The following is a 19,467-nucleotide window of genomic DNA, read 5'->3' as shown; positions in this document are numbered from 1 at the left end:
CCCCAAGGAGAGGGACCGACACGCATCGGTTCACAGACAAAGTATCGCTCAATCAAGAGCACCAAATGAAGGATTAAGAAAATGCGTCACGCTCGTGGTTACCGCCGCCTGAACCGCACCCATGAACACCGTAAAGCCATGTTCGCTAACATGGCTGGCTCGCTGATCGAGCACGAACAGATCAAAACCACCCTGCCGAAGGCCAAAGAACTGCGCCCGATTATCGAAAAGATGATCACGCTGGCCAAACGTGGTGACCTGCACGCCCGTCGTCAGGCTTCGGCCCGTCTGAAGCAGGAAGCTCTGGTTGCAAAACTGTTCGACGTTCTGGGCCCGCGCTATGCTGAACGTCAGGGTGGTTACGTCCGCGTTCTGAAAGCTGGCTTCCGCTATGGTGACATGGCTCCGATGGCGATCATCGAATTCGTTGATCGTGACGTCGACGCCAAAGGCGCTGCTGACCGCGCCCGTCTGGAAGCAGAAGAAGCTGTGGCAGACGCCGAAGAATAAAGCCGGTTTTAGCCGACTTGAAAAACCCCGCCTTGTGCGGGGTTTTTTGTTTTTATCCGAAGGGATAGGTGCATTGGCGCATCGCTTGTACTGGCGCCAAATTGCACGCTTCGGTTGTTTGACTCTTCGCGACTATGTCTAAATAGATAGTTTTGATCAAAGCGTTGATTTCCAAAATAATACCAAGGGCGGCCAAATCAAACATGCAGCGAAAGACCGAGCTCAGCGCAAGTTTGTCACAGTTCGATAAGCTCGCGCCGTCCGGTTATGGATTGGGGCTGCATATTCGGAACGCCACGCCCTATATGCTGCTGCGCACATACGACCCGGAATGGTCGGCGAAATACGTCGACGAAGGCTATATGATGGTCGACCCGTTGGTCTTTTGGGGCGTCCAAAACGAAGGCGCGATTCGCTGGAGTGAGATTGCCTGCCCGGATCCGCATCATGTTCTTGATCAGGCGGCAGAATACGGGGCCAAATACGGCGTTGCGATTTCGATCGGTCCGATCACCTCTCGCAGTATCTGTGGATTTTCCCGATCAGATCGTGAGTACACGGATGATGAAGTCCAGCAACTGCTCGAATTGGTGACTGAGCTTCACAACAACACGCAGCCGCCAGAAAGTTTGACCCAGGCACAGCGCGAGGCGCTGCAGTTGGTGTCCAAGGGGTTCCGCTACGCCGAGGCCGCAGCGCGACTGGGGATCTCCGAAAGCGCGCTTAAGGCCCGGCTACGCAGCGCGCGGGATCGTCTGTCGGCACGTACGACCTCGGAAGCACTTCAGCGTGCGCAGGAAAACCGTCTTCTCTAACGCAGGACGTTTTCTTCTTTTCCCCGCCTGATTGGGCGCATAGTTTCAGCCCATGGCAGACCTGTTCGACAGTTCCACCGACCGCCCGGATCGCGGTCAAGACGCGCCGCGCCCCTTGGCGGATCGGCTGCGTCCACAATCCCTGTCCGAGGTAATCGGACAGGAACAAGTGCTTGGCCCCGAGGCTCCGTTGGGCACGATGCTGGCGGCGGGCAGTCTGGGGTCGCTGATCTTGTGGGGACCGCCCGGCGTGGGCAAAACCACCATTGCCCGCCTTCTGGCGCGTGAGACGGACCTGCATTTCGTCCAGATCAGCGCGATTTTCTCGGGTGTGCCAGAGCTGCGCAAAGTCTTCGAAGCGGCCAAGCATCGCCGCGCAAACGGGCAGGGGACGCTTCTATTCGTGGACGAGATCCACCGCTTCAATAAAGCCCAGCAAGACGGGTTCCTGCCCTATATGGAAGACGGCACGATCCTGCTGGTGGGCGCCACGACCGAGAACCCCTCGTTCGAGCTGAACGCCGCTGTGCTGTCACGCTCTCAGGTGCTGGTGCTGACGCGCCTGTCATTGGCGGATCTGGAACGGTTGGTGCAGCGCGCCGAGCAGGAATTGGGCAAGGCTCTGCCTCTGACCGGTGAGGCTCGCGAAGCCCTGCTCGAGATGGCCGATGGCGACGGGCGTGCGCTGCTGAATTTGGTGGAACAGGTCACGGCATGGAAGGTCGAGGGCAAGTTGGACGTCGACGGGCTGTCCTCGCGCCTGATGAAACGTGCTGCTGTCTATGACAAATCCGGCGACGAGCATTACAATCTGATCTCCGCCCTGCACAAATCTGTGCGCGGCTCGGATCCAGACGCGGCGCTCTATTGGTTCGCCCGGATGCTGAACGGCGGCGAGGATCCCCGTTTTCTGGCCCGCCGCCTGACCCGCATGGCGGTCGAAGACATCGGGCTTGGCGATCCGCAAGCGCAGAGGGTGTGTCTGGATGCGTGGGAGACCTATGAACGTCTCGGCAGCCCAGAAGGCGAGCTTGCCCTGTCGCAGGCGGTGATCTATCTGGCGCTCGCCCCGAAATCCAACGCCAACTACGTGGCCTTCAAGGCAGCGATGCAGGCGGCGAAAAAGACCGGATCTGCCCCGCCGCCTAAGCATATCCTGAACGCCCCCACGCGTTTGATGGAAGAACAAGGCTATGGCGAAGGCTACGCCTATGACCACGACGCGCCAGACGGGTTCTCGGGCCAGAATTACTTCCCCGACGACATGAAACGCGGCGTTTATTACGTGCCGGTCGAACGCGGCTTCGAGCGAGAGCTGAAAAAACGCACAGACTACTTTGCAAAACTGCGCAGAAAGCGGCTGTGACAATTTATTCTCTTGTCGATAGAATCTACAGAAAACTGGGCGTGATCCGTATCACGATCACCCCACTTCGACTGCGCATTCAAAGGAGAAATTTTATGCGTCTCGCCATTTTCGCCGCCGCCCTTGCCATTCCCGCCGCAGCGTTTGCTGCTGACCCGGTTTTGGACACGATCGAGGCACGTCAGGGCTTTTACAAACTTCTTGGGGCCAACATGGGCGTTCTTGCTGGCATGGCCAAAGGCCAGATTGAATATGACGCCGCCGCCGCGCAAACCGCAGCAGACAACATGGGCACGCTGACCATGTACAACGTGGGCCACCTGTATATGCCCGGCACCTCGAGCGCGGATTCGGACAAGACGCGCGCGCTGCCCGCGATTTGGGAAGACTTCCCCGGAGTGCAGGAAAAAGGCGCCGCCTTTGTTGAGGCGGTAAAGGGGATGCAGGCGGTTGCTGGCGCAGGCGAGGACCAAATGGTTGCGGCCCTTGGCCCGCTGGGCGGCACATGCAAAGCTTGCCACGACGACTACCGCGCCAAGTAAGCGAAAGTGACCGACATGGATGATCAGCGTCCCGAAAACGTCGAACGCGTCAAGCTGTGGGATCCGGCCCTGCGCCTGTTCCACTGGACGCTGGTTATCTGTGTCGTGACTGGTTGGATGCTGGGCCGGTTTGGGCCCAACATCATGACCCTGCATTTTTATGTGGGCTATGCGGTGATTGGCCTTCTGGCCTTCCGCATCCTCTGGGGCTTTGTTGGTTCGCGCCCCGCGCGGTTCAGCCATTTCCTGTTCGGCCCGAAAAAGACGCTGGCCTATGTGGCCACCTTGCCCAAACGCCGCCCCAGCTATTGGCCCGGTCATAACCCGGTGGGCGCTCTGTCGGTCTTTGCGTTGCTTGGCGTTCTGATCCTTCAGGTCGGGACAGGTCTGTTCATCGACGCGGATGACTTTATCAACACGGGCCCGCTGGTCGACTGGGTCAGCTATGACACCGCGCGGGCAGCTGCTGGGCTGCACTATCGCCTGTCGCTTCTGCTGCTGGCGCTGGTCATGCTGCATCTGGGCGCAATCCTGTTTTACCGCTTCTGGAAGCGCGAAAACCTTGTGAAACCGATGGTCACCGGGTGGAAAGACGTGCGCAAGGACCATCCCGACGCTTGACAATAAAGGCGCTTGGCCTCAGTCAGACGCCATGATGACACCCCTTTTGCAAGTTGCCTTGGGCGGCGCGCTTGGCGCCTCGGCCCGCTATCTGACCGGCACCACGGTCACCCGCCTGTTGGGCCACGGTTTTCCGGCCGGGACCATGGTGGTAAACGTGGTCGGCTCGTTCCTGATGGGCGCATTGGTTGTCATTCTGGCCAAGAAAGGCGGGCAAGCGGCAGCGCCTTTCTTGATGACCGGAGTGCTGGGCGGGTTCACGACCTTCTCGGCCTTTTCCTTGGATGCAGTGACCCTGTTCGAGCGTGGCCAGAGCGCCGCGGCCATCGGCTATATCCTTGGATCTGTCCTGATTTCGATTGCCGCATTGGTGGCGGGTCTGTGGTTGACCCGAATGGTATTGGCATGAGCGTTCAACGAATTACCCTTGGCCCGGACGAGGCCGAGCAGCGGCTGGATCGCTGGGTGAAACGCACCTTCCCGCATGTCGGACAGGGCCGGATCGAGAAGGGCTGCCGCAAGGGCGAGTTCCGGGTGAACGGTGCGAAAGCCAAAACCTCGACCCGTGTAGGGCCGGGGGACGAAGTGCGCGTGCCGCCTCTGCCCGTGCCGGAAGGGGGGCGCCCTGCGCCCAAGCCCAAGTCGCGCGTGTCGGCTGCTGATGCCAAGATGATCCAATCCTGCGTCATCTACCAAGATGACCACGTGATTGCCCTGAACAAACCGGCGGGTCTGCCGACGCAGGGTGGCTCGAAGCAGCTGAAGCACGTGGACGGTCTGGCCGAGGCGCTGAAATATGACCGCGAGGAAAAACCTCGTCTTGTGCACCGTCTGGACAAGGATACGTCTGGTGTATTGCTGCTGGCACGCACGCAGGCCGTGGCCTCGGCCCTGACCGCCGCGATCCGTCACAAGGAAACCCGCAAGATCTATTGGGCCGTGGTGGCCGGTGTGCCGACACCCTATCTGGGCGAGATCCGTTACGGGCTGTTCAAAGCCCCCGGTGGCGGGCGCGGCGCGGGTGAAAAGATGATCTGTGTGCATCCCCGCGCCATGCATGAATATCCTGATGCCAAGCGGGCGCATACGCTCTATGCCACGCTTTACCGTGTGGCGGGCCGTGCCTCGTGGGTCGCGATGGAGCCGATTACTGGCCGCACCCACCAGCTGCGCGCGCATATGGCCGAGATCGGCCACCCGATTATTGGCGACGGCAAGTATGGCGGCTCGTCTCAGGACAATATGGGCGACGGTTGGGGCGCAATGATTGGCGGAGAGATTTCCCGCAAGCTGCACCTGCACGCCCGCTCGATGACCTTCGAGCATCCGGTGACGAAGAAGCCGATCACCGTAACTGCCGATCTGCCGCCCCACATGGCAGACACGTTTGAGACCTTTGGCTGGACGCCTGATCTGGCTGCCGATGACCCGTTCGAGGCGCTCTGAATGACCACCCTGAAGCTTGCCGTGTTTGATGTCGACGGGACGCTGATCGACAGTCAGGATTTCATTGTCGAGGCGATGAACCGTGCCTTTGGTGAAATGGGTGTGGCGCTGCCGACCCGCGATGAGGTGCTCTCGATTGTTGGGCTGTCCCTGCACGACGCCATTGCGCGGCTGGTGCCTGACATGTCCGAGCGTGACGTCGATATCGCGGCGCAACAGTACAAAGATATGTTCATCAAGCTGCGCGCCGAAAAAGGGGGCGAGGCCGCAGCGCCGATGTATCCTGGTGCCCGCGAAGCGCTTGAGGCGCTGCACCCGCGTGATGAGGTGTTGTTGGGGGTTGCCACCGGCAAGGCGCGGCGCGGATTGGATCACGCCTATGACGCGCATGATCTGCGCAAGTTTTTCGTGACGCACCAGACGGCGGACGATCACCCATCGAAGCCACACCCCTCGATGCTAAAGCGCGCCCTGTCCGAGACCGGGGCCGAGGCCGCGCAGGCGGTGATGATTGGCGATACGAGCTTTGATATGGAAATGGGCAAGGCGGCAGGATTTCGTACCATTGGCGTGACCTGGGGCTATCACCCGCGCGAACGGCTGATCGCGGCCGGTGCGGACATTCTGATTGATGCGTTTGCGGATTTGCCCGCAGCGCTGGACAAACTTTGGGGGACAGCATGAGCGGTTGGGCAGCAAAACGGTTCTGGAAAGAAACCTCGATCGGCGAGGCTGACGGCGGCTTTCAGGTGCTGCTGGATGGGCGCGCGGTGAAGACGCCCGCGAAGTCCCCGCTGGTTGTGCCGTCGCGCGCATTGGCCGAGGCAATGGCCGCTGAATGGGACGCGCAAGAGGACGCCGTCGACCCCAACACCATGCCCGTAACCCGCATGTGTAACTCGGCCATCGACAAAGTCCGTGTGCAACACGCCGCCATCGCCGACATGTTGGCAGCCTATGGCGACAGCGACCTTCTGTGTTACCGCGCCACCTCGCCGCAGGAACTGGTCGAACGGCAGGCCGAGAAATGGGATCCGATTCTTGACTGGGCGGTCGATTCTCTCGATGTGCGGCTAAAACCGGTCGCGGGCGTGATGCATCAGGCGCAGGATGCGCATTCTGTTCAGAAACTGACGGATTTGGTTCACGAATTTTCACCGTTCCAATTGACCGCCTTTCACGATCTCGTGTCGATGAGCGGCTCGCTGATCTTGGCTTTCGCCATAACACAAAGGCGTTTGGATGCAGATGCAGCATGGCAATTGTCGCGCCTTGACGAGCTTTGGCAGGAAGAATTGTGGGGCAAGGACGAAGAAGCTCAGGAAATGGTTGAAAAGAAAGCCAAGGATTTTGCCCTTGCAGCATGGTTTTTTTCAGCAATCGGCGGCGAAACTTAATGCAACCAAAGCGTTAGGTACGCCTAATATTCTTACTTTCCCCTAGGTTAAGCATCGCTATTCGCGATGTTGCCCTTGACGAAATATGATCAATCCTTTCAAAATCTGACGCAGTTGAAGGGGAAACAACCTTCTGCATCACTCACTGCGGGCGCTAACGTTCGCTAATAAAGCCCTAAAATGGGCAAACTCAGGAAGAGGTAAATATGAAGAAATCCGCTTTTCTAGGCGCACTGACTGTTGCCAGCATCGCCGCAAGCGCTGCTGTTGCTCAGGACGCTTCGACAGTTGATCAGATCAAAGAGCGCGGCAAACTGAACTGTGGCGTGACCACGGGTCTGGTTGGCTTTGCTGCTCCGGATGCAAACGGTCAGTGGAATGGCTTTGACGTAGGCGTATGCCGTGCTGTCGCTGCCGCCGTACTGGGCGATGCAAACGCTGTTGAATTCGTACCGACCACCGGCAAGACCCGCTTCACTGCGCTTGCTTCGGGTGAGATCGACATGCTGGCCCGTAACACCACCTGGACCTTCTCGCGCGATGTCGACCTGAAGTTCGAATTCGTTGGTGTAAACTACTATGACGGCCAAGGCTTCATGGTTGCCAAGGATCTTGGCGCGACCTCGGCCAAGGAACTGGACGGCGCAACCGTTTGTATCCAGACCGGCACCACCACCGAGCTGAACCTGGCCGACTTCTTCCGTGCCAACGACATGAGCTATGAGCCGGTTCCGATCGAAACCAACGCTGAAGCTCAGCAGCAGTATCTGGCAGGTGCATGTGACGTGTACACCACCGACGCTTCGGGTCTGGCCGCAACGCGCGCGACCTTTGAAGATCCGTCGGCACACGTTCTGCTGCCCGAGATCATCTCGAAAGAGCCGCTGGGCCCGCTGGTCCGTCACGGCGACAACGAGTGGGGTGACATCGTTCGCTGGACTCTGAACGCATTGATCGCAGCCGAAGAGCTGGGCGTGACCTCGGCCAACATCGGTGAACTGGGCGCATCGGCTGGTGCAAACCCGGAAATCAACCGTCTGCTGGGCACCGAAGGCACCCTGGGCGAGATGCTGGGTCTGGACGCCGAGTGGGCCAAGCGCGCCATCATGGCGGGCGGCAACTATGGCGAACTGTTTGCTAAGAACATCGGTGAAGATACGCCGATCGCTCTGGCACGCGGCCTGAACGCACAGTGGACCGAAGGCGGCCTGCTGTACGCTCCGCCCTTCCGCTAAGACACTTATGAAAAGGGCGTGGATACTCCACGCCCTTTTTTTTCCATCTGAACGCACCTTGGCACCGCGGCCCAAGCCGCCCCTCAAGAATAAACGCCAAGGGCAACGGGGATGTATCACATGACATCTATGACCGACCCTCACCGGGGGCAATTCCGGCTATCCATGCTGTTCAACGATACGAGATATCGTTCGCTGACCTACCAGGCCATCGCTGCCATCGTGCTTGCGCTGGCGATTTGGTACCTCGGCAACAACCTTCTCCAGAACTTGCGGACTGCCGGTCTGAACATTTCTTTCGGCTTCCTAGGCGATCCGGCGGGCTATGACATCAGTCAGCGCCTTGTGGAATACGACAGCCAGTCGTCCCACTCACGCGCCGCTATCGTCGGGATCCTGAACACTCTGCTTGTGTCGTTTCTCGCCTGTGTAACGGCCACCATCTTCGGCGTCGTCGCCGGCGTCTTACGCTTGTCCAACAACTGGTTGGTTTCCAAGCTGATGTCCGTCTATGTCGAGATCTTCCGCAACATCCCGGTGCTGATCTGGATCATCATCATCTTTACGATCATGACGGCCGTGATGCCCGCACCGCGCGCTTTCCGGGGGGACACGCCCGAAGCCACGATGTTGCTGGATATGTTCGCCTTCACGAACCGCGGCGTGTATACGCCCGGCCCGTACTTTACCTCGCCGTTCTTTGCCAACCCGTTCTTGAACTGGGTGCTGGTGCTGGCCGTTTTAGCTGGTAGCCTGTTTGCCACCCGCCGGGTGGCGCATTGGGCGACCGGCGTGCAGGAACAGTCCGGTGTACGCCCGACCACTTGGTATTTCACGCTGGGTCTATGGGTTGTGCCCGTCGGTCTGCTGCTGCTGGTGATGGGCCTGGCCTGGGAGATCCCAGAGCTGAAGGGCTTTAACTTCAAAGGCGGCATCAAAGTCGGTGGTGCCCTGATTGCCCTGTGGTTCGCCCTGTCGATCTACACCGGCGCATTCATCGCAGAGAACGTCCGCGCAGGTATTCAGGCGATCAGCAAAGGCCAGACCGAAGCAGCAGGGGCCCTTGGCCTACGTCCGCGTCGTACGATGAACCTTGTGGTTCTGCCTCAGGCACTGCGGGTGATCATTCCGCCGCTGATTTCGCACTATCTGAACATCACCAAGAACTCGTCCTTGGCGATTGCGGTTGGCTATGCCGATGTGACGGCCACCTTGGGCGGCATCACGCTGAACCAGACCGGTCGCGCGATCGAGTGTGTGCTGCTTCTGATGGCCTTCTACCTGACGATTTCGTTGCTCATCTCAGTCGGGATGAACTTCTACAACAAATCCGTAAAGCTGAAGGAGCGTTAATATGGCTGATCTTTCCTTTGTACGCTCTGAAATGCTGCCCGAGCGGGCCCCGCCCGCGACTGAGGTCGGCATCGTCAAATGGCTGCGGACCAACCTGTTCTCGACTTGGCCAAATGCGCTTCTGACCATAGCCGCTTTCTATGTGATCTATCTGGTGCTGGCGGGCGTCCTGCCGTGGCTCTTTGGCGGTGTCTGGACCACATCCAGCCTGTCGGAATGCCGCGAGGTCCTGCAAGGCGATGTCGGTGGCTGCTTCTCGGTCCTGACCGAGCGCTGGAACCAGCTGATCTATGGGTTCAAATACCCGACCGAGCTGTACTGGCGCCCCAATCTTGCATTGGTCCTGCTGGCCTTCGCGGCAGCTCCGGTGCTGTTCTTTGACCTGCCACGCAAGCTTTTGCTGTTCACCGCGATCTACCCGTTTATTGCCTACTGGCTGGTCTGGGGTGGTCCGATTGGCGTGCCCGTGACGGCATTCGTCGGCATTCTGGGCGCCTATCTGGTGTTTGAACGCTTCAGCGCCTCGAACTTTGCACTGGGTGCGCTGGGCGGCGTGGCTGCGGCCTTCGTCCTGTGGTTCATCGGTGGATATCTGGTCGACATGATGGCCAGCGAAAATCCGTTGCTGACCCCGGTTGCTTCGCGCGATCTGGGTGGGTTCATGCTGAACCTGATGCTGGGCGTGACCTGTGTGTCGCTGTCGATCCCGCTGGGGATCGCATTGGCGCTGGGCCGTCAGTCCTCGATGCCGTTGATCAAAGGTGTCTGCGTGATCTTCATCGAATTTATTCGTGGGGTTCCGCTGATCACGCTGCTGTTCGTGGCATCCGTGATGTTGGCCTACTTCTTCCCGCCAGATGCCACCGTGGACCTGTTCCTGCGCGTGGTCATCATGATCACCCTATTCTCGTCGGCTTATATCGCCGAGGTGATCCGGGGCGGTTTGGCCGCGCTGCCAAAGGGACAGTACGAAGCCGCAGACAGCCTTGGGTTGGACTACCCACAGGCCATGCGCTTCATCATCCTGCCTCAGGCACTGAAGATTTCGATTCCAGGCATCGTGAACGTCGCTGTGGGTCTGTTCAAAGACACCACGCTGGTTTCGGTGATTTCGATGTTCGATCTGGTCGGTATGATCCGCGGCCCGATCCTGGCATCGCAGGAATGGAACGGCGTGTATTGGGAGCTTCTGGGCTTTGCCGCGCTCCTGTTCTTCGTCGTCTGTTATGGCATTTCACAATATTCGCAGTGGCTGGAGCGTCGGCTTCGCACGGACCACCGTTAAAGGAGAGACTAAATGTCTTCGATTACTTTCGATCACCATGCTGATCGCAGCAAGATGGCCGTCTCGGACGAGGTGGCAATTGAAATCCGCAACATGAACAAGTGGTACGGCTCGTTCCACGTGCTGCGCGACATCGATCTGACCGTCTATCAGGGCGAACGGATCGTTATCGCGGGGCCGTCGGGCTCGGGTAAATCCACGCTCATCCGTTGTATCAACCGTCTGGAAGAGCACCAGGAAGGTCAGATCATCGTTGACGGGACCGAGCTGACCTCGGACCTGAAGAACGTCGACAAAGTGCGCTCGGAAGTGGGGATGGTGTTCCAGCACTTCAACCTCTTCCCACACCTGACCATCTTGGAAAACTGCACGCTGGCGCCCATCTGGGTGCGCAAAGAGCCCAAAAAAGAGGCTGAAGAGCGCGCGATGCACTTCCTTGAGAAGGTGAAGATCCCGGAACAGGCTCACAAGTATCCGGGCATGTTGTCGGGTGGTCAGCAGCAGCGTGTGGCGATTGCCCGCTCGCTGTGCATGATGCCGCGCATTATGCTGTTCGACGAACCTACCTCGGCGCTTGACCCTGAGATGATCAAGGAAGTGCTGGAGACCATGGTGGAACTGGCCGAAGAAGGCATGACCATGCTGTGCGTGACCCACGAGATGGGCTTCGCGAAAGAGGTCGCCAACCGCGTGATCTTCATGGATGCCGGCCAGATTGTGGAACAGAACGAACCGGAAGAGTTCTTCAACAACCCGCAATCGGAACGCACCAAGCTGTTCCTCAGCCAGATCCTCTGATCTTTCTGACACGAAGTTCAAAAGCCCCGCCTTCTGGTGGGGCTTTTTTGTTGCCAGTCTGCTAGAACTGGGCCAGAACCCAGCCAAACTGCGACAGATAGGGAACGCACCCATGACTGCCAACAAACGCATCGTCCTTTCCAGCGACCACGCCGCCATCGAGCTGCGCAAGACCATCGCTGACCACATCGCTGCCAAGGGCTATGAAGCCGTCGATATCGGCCCGATGACCCCGGAAAGCACCCACTATCCCAAGCATGGCGAAGCCGCGGCCCGCAAAGTGGCGTCGGGCGATTGCGCGCTGGGCATTATCCTGTGCGGCACCGGACAGGGCATTATGATGTCCGCCAACCGCGTGGACGGCATCCGTTGCGGCGTCTGCTCGGAAGCGTTTTCGGCCCGGATGATCCGCGAGCACAACAACGCCAACATGCTGTCCATCGGCGCGCGCGTTGTGGGTCAGGATCTGGCCCTGCACATCGTCGACGCCTTCCTTGACGCCGAGTTCGAGGGTGGACGTCACGCCACCCGCGTGGACATGATGGAAGCCATCGAAGGCTAATCAGCAGAGGGCAGGGCGCCCATGACCGCAAAACCGATTTTCGACATCCGCAAATCTGTCTCCAGACGTAATCTGGAACGGATCATTGTCGTGCCGGTGATTGCGGCCCTCTTTCTTGCACTAGGGCTGTGGCTTGTGCCCGATGATGCGGTCTGGGCCCTGTCCTTCGAGGCGCTTGAGACGTGGGGCGTGTGGGGGGGCTTCGGCCTCTTCCTGATCCTCACAGCGCTGTACCATTTAGCGAAGCTGATCTTCTTTGCGCGCCGCGCCGCGGGCACGACCGGGGAATGGCGGTTTCGCCTGACACAGGATGATCTGCTCTGGCAGGTGCCCGATCATGCCCATAGCCCAGAGCAGGGCTTCCACGTGCCGCTTTCTGCCATAAAGCAGCTCGAGCACATTACGTATTATCGCTCAGAGGGCCCCGCCGAAAATGAATACTGGGTGCATTTCCACGATCACCCGTCGATCCAACTGCGCGAATACACCGGCTATTCCATCCGTGCCTTGATGGACAAGATCCATGAGGCGGGCGTCCCGTTCGAGCGGACCTTGAACGGGGACTAAGCCCAGCGGGGCGGATCAGATCAGATCAGCTCGCGCGGGACCACGAAGTCCACCACGTGGCCCGTGCCCCAATTCACATCCGCCCAGTTGTCCGCATCAAATTCGATCACGGACGTTGCCGCAGTGGGATAGTGGTGAAATTTCTCATGCGGATGCGGTTCGGCTGCCAACCGTCGCGCCATATAGGCTGAGCCGGGATTGTGGGCGACCAGCATCACCGTGTCTTCCGATGCGCCGCGCAGTTTGGCCAGCATGGTCTCGGGATCTGCCAAATACAGCTCGGATTGATAGTCGGCCTGCGGCACGCCCACCAAGCGGTCAGCAATCAGTGCCCAAGTTTCACGCGTGCGGGCGGCATCCGAACACAGAACCTCGCCCGGGGCGTGTCCACGATCAGCCAGCCAGCGCCCGATGGCCTTGGCCGAGGCACGCCCCCGCTTGTTCAGCGGACGGGAATGGTCATCAAGGTCCGCGTCGCTCCAGCTGGATTTTGCGTGACGGGTCAGGATCAAGGTCAGGGTCATGTGGGATTAAACGCTTTCATGTGAAATGCTGATTGCTCGGGCAACCTGCCATAGGTTCGGCTTACAGGACAAGTGCGCCGCACCGCGCAACCTTGCGTCATGCAGCTCGCGCGATCCTCGGAGTTAAGATGGGTTTTGCACGCGGGCACGTCGTAACCGCTGGACCCAAGCGCATCCACCGGGCAGGCCGTCAGGCATGGGGCATCGCAGGTCAGGCAGGGATTTGCACCCGTGTCTGGCAGGTCCAACACATAGGGCAGGCGGATCGCACCACGATAGCTGACCCACAGCCCCGCCGTGTCATGTACCAACATCCCCACCGGGCTATCCCACGCCCGGTTCGAGGCCCGCGCCCATGCCAGAAACGGAGGATAGGGCGGACCGTCTGACGGAAACTCCGCCACACCGCCCCAGCGTTGGGCGAGGGCGCCAATGACCCGTTTCGACCAGCGATCAATCGGGTCCGCAGCGCCGTCACAGGCTTCGCTTGTATTGGTGTACGCGGCCCAGAACCCCGGCTCGTGTGGGCCAAGAAGCAGGATGGTCTCGTCCCCTTCGTGCAACATGCCGAAGACATCCAGATGAACCGCGCGGGCCTCGGCCGTGTGGTCTATTTCCGTCGAAACGGCAGCATCAGGCTCCAGCCCAGCTTCATCGGTTTGTCGTCCTGCCATTCCAGTCCAATCACCATGTCGTCATGCCCGTCCTGCGGTTGGGCGGTATAGGTGCCAAACCACCGATCCCAGATCGACAGACAGAATCCATAGTTGCTGTCCGTCTCGTGGCGGTGCACCGAATGATGCACACGATGCATGTCAGGTGTAACAAGAACAAGTCTTATGACGCGATCCAACGCCAACGGTAGGCGCCAATTTGCGTGGTTGAACATGGCGGATCCGTTCAGAACGACCTCGAACAGGATGACCGCAATTGCTGGCGCGCCGATCAGATAGACCAGCCCGATTTTGATCAGCATGGACGCGGCGATTTCAATGGGATGGAAGCGTAGCGCGGTTGAGACGTCAAAGTCCCGGTCTGCATGGTGCACGCGGTGCAAGCGCCACAGCATAGGCACTTTGTGGAAGGCCACATGTTGCGCCCAGATTGCGAAGTCGAGAATCAGGAAAGCGGCCAGCACCTCGAGGCCAACAGGCAGGGTGACGACATTGAACAGCCCCCAGCCCGCGCGTGCCGCGTCGATTGCGGCCCCTACAGCCAGAAGCGGAAGCAGCAGGCTCATCAGGCGCAGCGTCAGGCTGTCGATGGCAACGAGTGTCAGGTTGGTGAACCAGCGGCCCGCGCGCGGCTGCACGCGTGTGCGACGTGGCGCAAGTGCTTCGGCCAGTGCGAAGACAGTAAAGAGCACCAGAAAGCTGCTCAGGCGGATCAGGATTTCACATTCCATAAAGGGAATATAAATTGATCCGCCGGAACTTCAATTCACGAAGAAGCGAGCGTTATGCGCGGATCAGCGACCCGGCACCGTGGTCGGTATATAGCTCGAGCAGGCAGGCATTCGGTGCACGCCCGTCCAGAATGACCACAGCGCGCACGCCGCCCTCGATCGCATCCAGCGCGGTTTCGGTCTTGGGGATCATCCCACCTGCAATCACGCCCGATTCTGTCATCTCGCGAATCTGAGTCGGGGTCAGCTCGGTCAGAACTTCTCCGTCCGCACCTTTCACGCCTTCCACGTCGGTCAGCAGAAGCAGGCGATCCGCCTTCAACGCCGCAGCAATCGCGCCCGCCATCGTGTCGCCGTTGATGTTATAGGTCTCGCCATTGCGACCCGCGCCGAGAGGCGCGATGACCGGAATGGCCTCGGCAGCGGCCAAGTCGCGCAGAACCGAGACGTCCACGTCCGACGGTGTGCCCACAAAGCCCAGATCGGGGTTTGTCTGATCACAGGTCACCAGCCCAGCATCCTTGCCCGACAGGCCCACGGCCTTGCCGCCCTCGGCATTGATCGCCTGCACGATCCGCTTGTTCACACGGCCCGACAGCACCATTTCGACCACCTCAACGGTCGCCTTATCAGTGACGCGCTTGCCGTTCACGAAGTGGCTTTCGATCTGCAACTTATCCAGCATCGCGTTGATCATCGGCCCGCCGCCATGCACGACCACGGGTTTCACGCCCACCTGGCGCATCAGAACGATGTCGCGGGCAAAGCTTGCCATCTCTTCGTCATCGCCCATGGCGTTGCCGCCGAACTTGATGACAACGGTCGCGCCGGTATAGCGCTGAAGATAGGGCAGGGCTTGGGACAGGGTACGGGCGGTGGCGATCCAATCGCGGTTCATATTCTGGGTCTTCATAGCTGGTCCTTCGTTCAGACCGTGTTACGCGCTTGACCGCGTCCTGCCAAGGGGCATTGCAGCCGCCGCCGCGCCTGCTAGGGTGCCCAAGACAAGAGGTGCCCCATGCGTGATGACCGCAAAACCCTGCTTCTGACCGGCGCAAGCCGCGGGATCGGACACGCCACCGTGCGCAAGTTCAACCGTGAAGGCTGGCGCGTGATCACCTGTTCCCGTCAACCGTTCCCCGACGAATGCCCGTGGGGCGGGGGTGCGGAAAACCATGTGCAGTTGGACCTGTCCGACCCCGCCGACACGATCAACGCGGTGGGCGTCATTCAGGAACGGCTGAACGGGCGGTTGGATGCGCTGGTGAACAATGCTGGCATCTCACCTAAAGGCCCGGAGGGGGAGCGTCTGAACACGCTGAACACCGATCTGATGGATTGGGGCAAGGTGTTCCATGTGAACTTCTTTGCCTCGGTTGTGCTGGCTCGTGGCCTGCGCGAGGAACTGGCCGCTGCCAAGGGGGCCGTGGTGAATGTGACCTCAATCGCGGGATCGCGCGTGCATCCGTTTGCAGGCGCGGCCTATGCGACATCAAAGGCGGCTTTGGCCGCGCTGACCCGCGAAATGGCGCATGATTTTGGCCCGATGGGTGTCCGCGTCAATGCCATCGCCCCGGGCGAGGTCGAGACCGCGATTCTGTCCCCCGGCACCGAAAAGATTGTCGAGAAACTGCCGCTGCAGCGCCTAGGCCAGCCCGAGGAAGTTGCGTCGGCGATCTATTTCCTGTGTTCCGAGGAAAGCTCATATATCTCGGGTGCCGAGATCGAGGTGAACGGCGCGCAGCACGTGTGATTTCGCTCTACGGGGGGATGACTACGATCAGTCCAGCCCGGCGATGATGGCCCGCAACGTCTCGATCCCATCGCCTTTTTCAGACGAGGTCAGCACCAGCTCCGGATAGGCCGCCGGGTGTTTGGACAGCGCTTTGCGCACCTGTGCCAGCACCTTCTCGCGGTCCTTTTCCTTCACCTTGTCGGCCTTGGTCATCACCACCTGAAAGGTCACGGCGGATTTGTCCAGAAGGGTCATGATCTCTTCATCGACCTTCTTCACGCCATGGCGCGAGTCGATCAGAACAAAGGCCCGGCGCAGGTTCTGGCGCCCAGACAGATAGTTCTTCAACAGCCGCTGCCATTTCTCGACGATCTTCACCGGTGCATTCGCATAACCGTACCCCGGAAGGTCGACCAGATAGGGGCCTCCGGTGGTGGTGAAGAAGTTGATTTCCTGCGTGCGACCCGGCGTGTTCGACGCGCGGGCCAGCTTGACGCGTCCGGTCAACGCGTTGATCAGGCTTGATTTTCCGACGTTCGATCGTCCGGCAAAGCACACCTCTATCCGATCCGGCGCAGGCAGCCCGTCCATCGCGACGACGCCTTTTAGAAAGTCGGTCGCGCCGGCAAACAGCAGGCGCCCTTTTTCCTTCGACGCCTGATCCGGCTCTTCGGCCATGGGAAAGGGAAGCATGGTCATCCGATTACCTCTACCGGTTCTTCGCGTACGATCACGCCGGGCTTGGTCACCACAGCATAGACGCCGCAATCTTGGTGTCCCCAGTTCTGGTTTAGCACGCCCAGCGTATCCGCGTCGCGTTCGCCCGTGCGCGTGCTGGCGGTCGTCGCCATGCAGCGGGTGATGTGCTCGCGGACCTCAAATTCGGCTTCACCAATGCGCAGGCGTTTGCCAATCCAGCCGCGCTCTTCCCACGGGGCAAAGCCATCCAACAGGACATTCCCCCGCCACCGCTGTGGCGAGATTTCGCGACCCAGCTTCTCTTCCACCGCGCGGTGAGAAGCGAGGTTGATGAAGGAGATGCTCTCGAAATCCGTGTCGGTCATCCCACGCCCAACGCTAACCAGACGCTCCGGCAGCGCGCGGTCGGTTGGCGACAGCGGCTTGATCCAGTCAAGGAACCTCGCGTGATCTTCCGCGCGATCGGGGTTGATTGTGATGCCGGGTTGCGACGGATGGGTCAGCGTAACCGTATTCGTCACCTCGTCGGTGACCGCGGAAATCGCCATCAGTTTGGGCGCCTTGGCCCCGCGCGAAAAATTCGTGCAGGGCACCCAGCTTTTGCCATCTTCCAGCTTGGCCGCTTCATGCGCGACCGCCCATTTGCGATCGAAGGGCAGGCAGCGCCCTTCGGTCACGGGAACGCGCAACAGCTCCTCGCGCCCATGCGACTTGATCGGGTGCCGCCAGATGCCAGCGACAACCCCGGTCATTTCGCGTCTTTCGGGCGCTTCTTGAAGCTTTTCATCACGTTGCCCAACACGTCAGGCTTGTGCCCATGGCTGCGCATGATCGTGTATTGCTGGATGAACGTGATGGTGTTGTTCGCGATCCAGTAGATCACCAGACCCGACGCAAACGTCCCCAGCATGAACATGAAGACCCATGGCATCCAGGCAAAGATCATCGCTTGCGTGGGGTCGGTGGGTGCCGGGTTCAGTTTCTGCTGCAGCCACATTGAGATACCCAAGATGATCGGGAGAACACCCAGCGAGATGATGGCCAGCAGGCTGTCCGGGCTTGGCGTTGCGTAGGGCAGCAGGCCGAACAGGTTCAGGATCGAGCTGGGGTCTGGGGCCGAAAGGTCTTTGATCCAGCCGATCCACGGTGCGTGGCGCAGTTCCAGCGTGACGAAGATCACCTTGTAGAGCGAGAAGAAGATCGGGATCTGCAGAAGGATCGGCAAGCAGCCCGAGGCCGGGTTAACCTTTTCCTTCTTGTACAGCTCCATCATCTCTTGCTGAACCTTCTGGCGGTCGTCGCCAGCGCGTTCCTTGATCTTCTCCATTTCGGGCTGAAGCTCTTTCATCTTCGCCATCGAGACGTAGGATTTATAGGCCAGCGGGAACAGGATTGCCTTGATGATGATGGTCAGGCCGATGATCGCCCAACCCATGTTGCCGATCAGTGCATTCAACCAGTGTAGAACAGCGAAGATCGGCTTGGTCAGGAAGAAGAACCAGCCCCAATCGATCGAGTCGATGAACTTGTCGATGCCCATGTTCTTTTCGTAGGCGCGGATGGTTTCCCATTCCTTGGCGCCCGCAAAGAAATGCGTCGTTGCGCTGGTGGTCGCGCCGGGGGCGACGTCTTGTGCGCGCAGGCGGAACTGGGCCTGATAGATGTCAGCTTTGTCGGCATAGCGCACGACCGAGGTAAACGGCTGCCCGGGTTCCGGGATCAGCGTCGTCATCCAGTAGTGGTCGGTAAAGCCAAGCCAACCGTTTTCTTCGACCTGCTGAACGTCGGCCAGCGATGCTTCGCGTTCGTCGTAGCTCAGGTCGGCAATGTCCGAGTAATCGCTCTCTTCCAGCTCGCCATCCACTTCGCGGATCAGACCTTCGTGCAGAATGAAGAAGCCTTTCTGATCCTGCGGCTCGCCGTGGCGGGCGATTACACCATAGGGGGCCATGCGTTGTGTAGCGTCGCTGGTGTTCTCAACGGCTTGTTCGATCGAGAACATGAAGTTTTCATCCACCGACAGGGTGCGGCGGAAGATCAGACCGTTCGGGCTATCCCAGCGCAGCGTGACGGGGGTCGACGGGGTCAGAGTGCTGCCAGCCTCAACCGACCAAACGGTCGTCGGGCCGGGAACATCTTCCAGCGCGGTGGTGCCGCCAGGGGTCCAGCCATAAAGCGTGTAATAGGCGTCTTGCTCGCCAGCAGGGCGCAGCAGGGTAACGATGTCGCTCTCTTTCGACAGCTCGACATGGTATTCCTTCAGCTTCAGGTCGTCGATGCGCCCCCCCAGAAGCGAGATTGAACCGGCCAGCTCGGGCGTGTCGATGTCGACGCGACCAGCCTCGGCCTGTTGCGCAGCAATATCGGCAGGAGCGGCGGCAGCCGGGGTCGACGCTGCGGGTGCTGCGGCAGTGGTCGTGTCTTGCGACGTTTGCGCGGCCGTGTCGGCAGGCAGAGGGGGCTCGGCTGGTGGAAACATGATCAACCAGCCCGTGATGACAATAAAGCTGAGAACCGTTGCGAAGATCAGGTTCTTATTCTGGTCGTCCATCGTGCCTACCACTCATAGTTTTCGGTCAGAGTGGTTCAACAGGGCAAGGGCCAAAA

The 19,467-nt window shown here is 59.7% G+C and carries 23 protein-coding genes; 16 read left to right on the top strand and 7 right to left on the bottom strand.

The window, feature by feature from the left end; all coding sequences use genetic code 11:
• Window positions 1-81 precede the first annotated feature (81 nt).
• From rplQ to EOL43_RS00905, 15 genes are all read left to right on the top strand, one after another.
• A complete protein-coding gene (gene rplQ, locus EOL43_RS00975) occupies window positions 82-510 on the top strand; it encodes a 50S ribosomal protein L17 (protein WP_133484923.1) in 429 nt (142 codons plus the stop codon).
• 152 nt (window positions 511-662) lie between these two features.
• A complete protein-coding gene (locus EOL43_RS00970; RefSeq protein ID WP_338068756.1) occupies window positions 663-1,325 on the top strand; it encodes a helix-turn-helix transcriptional regulator in 663 nt (220 codons plus the stop codon).
• A gap of 52 nt (window positions 1,326-1,377) precedes the next feature.
• Window positions 1,378-2,691: a replication-associated recombination protein A gene (locus tag EOL43_RS00965; RefSeq protein WP_133484922.1), complete on the top strand. Its 1,314-nt coding sequence runs from the start codon at window positions 1,378-1,380 to the stop codon at window positions 2,689-2,691.
• Window positions 2,692-2,786: 95 nt separating this feature from the next.
• Window positions 2,787-3,233, top strand: a complete 447-nt coding sequence (locus EOL43_RS00960) for a c-type cytochrome (protein ID WP_133484921.1) — start codon at window positions 2,787-2,789, stop codon at window positions 3,231-3,233.
• Between the two features lie 15 nt (window positions 3,234-3,248).
• Complete coding sequence (locus tag EOL43_RS00955; protein WP_133485533.1) at window positions 3,249-3,854, top strand: cytochrome b/b6 domain-containing protein; 606 nt, start codon at window positions 3,249-3,251, stop codon at window positions 3,852-3,854.
• 31 nt (window positions 3,855-3,885) lie between these two features.
• Entirely contained in the window at window positions 3,886-4,263 is a 378-nt protein-coding gene (gene crcB, locus EOL43_RS00950; protein ID WP_133484920.1) for a fluoride efflux transporter CrcB, read from the top strand.
• A complete protein-coding gene (locus EOL43_RS00945) occupies window positions 4,260-5,300 on the top strand; it encodes an RluA family pseudouridine synthase (RefSeq protein ID WP_133484919.1) in 1,041 nt (346 codons plus the stop codon). Before crcB ends, EOL43_RS00945 begins: the two co-directional genes overlap by 4 nt.
• Window positions 5,301-5,984 (top strand): HAD-IA family hydrolase, encoded by a 684-nt coding sequence (locus tag EOL43_RS00940; protein ID WP_133484918.1) that lies wholly within the window; start codon window positions 5,301-5,303, stop codon window positions 5,982-5,984.
• Window positions 5,981-6,697 carry an ATP12 family chaperone protein gene (locus EOL43_RS00935; protein ID WP_133484917.1) on the top strand — a complete coding sequence of 239 codons (717 nt, stop codon included), beginning with the start codon at window positions 5,981-5,983 and terminating at the stop codon, window positions 6,695-6,697. The genes EOL43_RS00940 and EOL43_RS00935 overlap by 4 nt, the downstream gene beginning before the upstream one ends.
• A gap of 206 nt (window positions 6,698-6,903) precedes the next feature.
• Window positions 6,904-7,932 (top strand): amino acid ABC transporter substrate-binding protein, encoded by a 1,029-nt coding sequence (locus EOL43_RS00930; protein ID WP_133484916.1) that lies wholly within the window; start codon window positions 6,904-6,906, stop codon window positions 7,930-7,932.
• 120 nt (window positions 7,933-8,052) lie between these two features.
• A complete protein-coding gene (locus EOL43_RS00925) occupies window positions 8,053-9,285 on the top strand; it encodes an amino acid ABC transporter permease (protein WP_133484915.1) in 1,233 nt (410 codons plus the stop codon).
• Between the two features lies 1 nt (window position 9,286).
• Window positions 9,287-10,570: an amino acid ABC transporter permease gene (locus EOL43_RS00920; protein WP_133484914.1), complete on the top strand. Its 1,284-nt coding sequence runs from the start codon at window positions 9,287-9,289 to the stop codon at window positions 10,568-10,570.
• 12 nt (window positions 10,571-10,582) lie between these two features.
• Window positions 10,583-11,368 (top strand): amino acid ABC transporter ATP-binding protein, encoded by a 786-nt coding sequence (locus EOL43_RS00915; protein ID WP_276320881.1) that lies wholly within the window; start codon window positions 10,583-10,585, stop codon window positions 11,366-11,368.
• A gap of 112 nt (window positions 11,369-11,480) precedes the next feature.
• A complete protein-coding gene (rpiB, locus tag EOL43_RS00910; protein WP_133484913.1) occupies window positions 11,481-11,930 on the top strand; it encodes a ribose 5-phosphate isomerase B in 450 nt (149 codons plus the stop codon).
• Window positions 11,931-11,951: 21 nt separating this feature from the next.
• Window positions 11,952-12,497 carry a hypothetical protein gene (locus EOL43_RS00905; protein WP_133484912.1) on the top strand — a complete coding sequence of 182 codons (546 nt, stop codon included), beginning with the start codon at window positions 11,952-11,954 and terminating at the stop codon, window positions 12,495-12,497.
• A 20-nt stretch (window positions 12,498-12,517) separates the two neighbouring features.
• On the opposite strand, the gene EOL43_RS00900 is transcribed toward EOL43_RS00905, so the two are convergent.
• From EOL43_RS00900 to argB, 4 genes are read right to left on the bottom strand one after another with little or no spacing between them, the layout of a single operon-like run.
• A complete protein-coding gene (locus EOL43_RS00900; RefSeq protein ID WP_133484911.1) occupies window positions 12,518-13,021 on the bottom strand; it encodes a SixA phosphatase family protein in 504 nt (167 codons plus the stop codon).
• Entirely contained in the window at window positions 13,018-13,695 is a 678-nt protein-coding gene (locus EOL43_RS00895) for a ferredoxin (protein WP_240686418.1), read from the bottom strand. The genes EOL43_RS00900 and EOL43_RS00895 overlap by 4 nt, the downstream gene beginning before the upstream one ends.
• Window positions 13,632-14,426, bottom strand: a complete 795-nt coding sequence (locus tag EOL43_RS00890; protein WP_133484910.1) for a sterol desaturase family protein — start codon at window positions 14,424-14,426, stop codon at window positions 13,632-13,634. Before EOL43_RS00890 ends, EOL43_RS00895 begins: the two co-directional genes overlap by 64 nt.
• Before the next feature lie 52 nt (window positions 14,427-14,478).
• Window positions 14,479-15,339 (bottom strand): acetylglutamate kinase, encoded by an 861-nt coding sequence (gene argB, locus EOL43_RS00885; protein ID WP_133484909.1) that lies wholly within the window; start codon window positions 15,337-15,339, stop codon window positions 14,479-14,481.
• 105 nt (window positions 15,340-15,444) lie between these two features.
• On the opposite strand from argB, the gene EOL43_RS00880 reads away from it, so the two are divergent.
• Window positions 15,445-16,179 (top strand): SDR family NAD(P)-dependent oxidoreductase, encoded by a 735-nt coding sequence (locus EOL43_RS00880; protein ID WP_133484908.1) that lies wholly within the window; start codon window positions 15,445-15,447, stop codon window positions 16,177-16,179.
• Between the two features lie 27 nt (window positions 16,180-16,206).
• Here EOL43_RS00880 and yihA read toward each other — a convergent pair whose 3' ends face one another.
• From yihA to yidC, 3 genes are read right to left on the bottom strand one after another with little or no spacing between them, the layout of a single operon-like run.
• Window positions 16,207-16,860, bottom strand: a complete 654-nt coding sequence (gene yihA / locus EOL43_RS00875; RefSeq protein ID WP_133484907.1) for a ribosome biogenesis GTP-binding protein YihA/YsxC — start codon at window positions 16,858-16,860, stop codon at window positions 16,207-16,209.
• On the bottom strand, window positions 16,857-17,612 hold the full coding sequence (locus tag EOL43_RS00870) for an MOSC domain-containing protein (protein ID WP_133484906.1): 756 nt from the start codon (window positions 17,610-17,612) through the stop codon (window positions 16,857-16,859). Before EOL43_RS00870 ends, yihA begins: the two co-directional genes overlap by 4 nt.
• Window positions 17,609-19,411: a membrane protein insertase YidC gene (gene yidC / locus EOL43_RS00865; RefSeq protein ID WP_133484905.1), complete on the bottom strand. Its 1,803-nt coding sequence runs from the start codon at window positions 19,409-19,411 to the stop codon at window positions 17,609-17,611. Before yidC ends, EOL43_RS00870 begins: the two co-directional genes overlap by 4 nt.
• Window positions 19,412-19,467: the final 56 nt, after the last annotated feature.

This window comes from Aliiroseovarius marinus (assembly GCF_004360145.1).
In the GTDB taxonomy this organism is placed as follows: domain Bacteria; phylum Pseudomonadota; class Alphaproteobacteria; order Rhodobacterales; family Rhodobacteraceae; genus Aliiroseovarius; species Aliiroseovarius marinus.
This window is presented reverse-complemented; position numbering and strand designations above follow the sequence as displayed.

What these genes read in the sequence shown, in the direction of transcription:
- rplQ (WP_133484923.1), top strand. Translation starts at nt 82, where the DNA reads ATGCGTCACGCTCGTGGTTACCGCCGCCTGAACCGCACCCATGAACAC.
- EOL43_RS00965 (WP_133484922.1), top strand. Translation starts at nt 1,378, where the DNA reads ATGGCAGACCTGTTCGACAGTTCCACCGACCGCCCGGATCGCGGTCAA.
- EOL43_RS00960 (WP_133484921.1), top strand. Translation starts at nt 2,787, where the DNA reads ATGCGTCTCGCCATTTTCGCCGCCGCCCTTGCCATTCCCGCCGCAGCG.
- EOL43_RS00955 (WP_133485533.1), top strand. Translation starts at nt 3,249, where the DNA reads ATGGATGATCAGCGTCCCGAAAACGTCGAACGCGTCAAGCTGTGGGAT.
- crcB (WP_133484920.1), top strand. Translation starts at nt 3,886, where the DNA reads ATGATGACACCCCTTTTGCAAGTTGCCTTGGGCGGCGCGCTTGGCGCC.
- EOL43_RS00945 (WP_133484919.1), top strand. Translation starts at nt 4,260, where the DNA reads ATGAGCGTTCAACGAATTACCCTTGGCCCGGACGAGGCCGAGCAGCGG.
- EOL43_RS00940 (WP_133484918.1), top strand. Translation starts at nt 5,301, where the DNA reads ATGACCACCCTGAAGCTTGCCGTGTTTGATGTCGACGGGACGCTGATC.
- EOL43_RS00935 (WP_133484917.1), top strand. Translation starts at nt 5,981, where the DNA reads ATGAGCGGTTGGGCAGCAAAACGGTTCTGGAAAGAAACCTCGATCGGC.
- EOL43_RS00930 (WP_133484916.1), top strand. Translation starts at nt 6,904, where the DNA reads ATGAAGAAATCCGCTTTTCTAGGCGCACTGACTGTTGCCAGCATCGCC.
- EOL43_RS00925 (WP_133484915.1), top strand. Translation starts at nt 8,053, where the DNA reads ATGACATCTATGACCGACCCTCACCGGGGGCAATTCCGGCTATCCATG.
- EOL43_RS00920 (WP_133484914.1), top strand. Translation starts at nt 9,287, where the DNA reads ATGGCTGATCTTTCCTTTGTACGCTCTGAAATGCTGCCCGAGCGGGCC.
- EOL43_RS00915 (WP_276320881.1), top strand. Translation starts at nt 10,583, where the DNA reads ATGTCTTCGATTACTTTCGATCACCATGCTGATCGCAGCAAGATGGCC.
- rpiB (WP_133484913.1), top strand. Translation starts at nt 11,481, where the DNA reads ATGACTGCCAACAAACGCATCGTCCTTTCCAGCGACCACGCCGCCATC.
- EOL43_RS00905 (WP_133484912.1), top strand. Translation starts at nt 11,952, where the DNA reads ATGACCGCAAAACCGATTTTCGACATCCGCAAATCTGTCTCCAGACGT.
- EOL43_RS00900 (WP_133484911.1), bottom strand. Translation starts at nt 13,021, where the DNA reads ATGACCCTGACCTTGATCCTGACCCGTCACGCAAAATCCAGCTGGAGC.
- EOL43_RS00895 (WP_240686418.1), bottom strand. Translation starts at nt 13,695, where the DNA reads ATGGCAGGACGACAAACCGATGAAGCTGGGCTGGAGCCTGATGCTGCC.
- EOL43_RS00890 (WP_133484910.1), bottom strand. Translation starts at nt 14,426, where the DNA reads ATGGAATGTGAAATCCTGATCCGCCTGAGCAGCTTTCTGGTGCTCTTT.
- argB (WP_133484909.1), bottom strand. Translation starts at nt 15,339, where the DNA reads ATGAAGACCCAGAATATGAACCGCGATTGGATCGCCACCGCCCGTACC.
- EOL43_RS00880 (WP_133484908.1), top strand. Translation starts at nt 15,445, where the DNA reads ATGCGTGATGACCGCAAAACCCTGCTTCTGACCGGCGCAAGCCGCGGG.
- yihA (WP_133484907.1), bottom strand. Translation starts at nt 16,860, where the DNA reads ATGACCATGCTTCCCTTTCCCATGGCCGAAGAGCCGGATCAGGCGTCG.
- EOL43_RS00870 (WP_133484906.1), bottom strand. Translation starts at nt 17,612, where the DNA reads ATGACCGGGGTTGTCGCTGGCATCTGGCGGCACCCGATCAAGTCGCAT.
- yidC (WP_133484905.1), bottom strand. Translation starts at nt 19,411, where the DNA reads ATGGACGACCAGAATAAGAACCTGATCTTCGCAACGGTTCTCAGCTTT.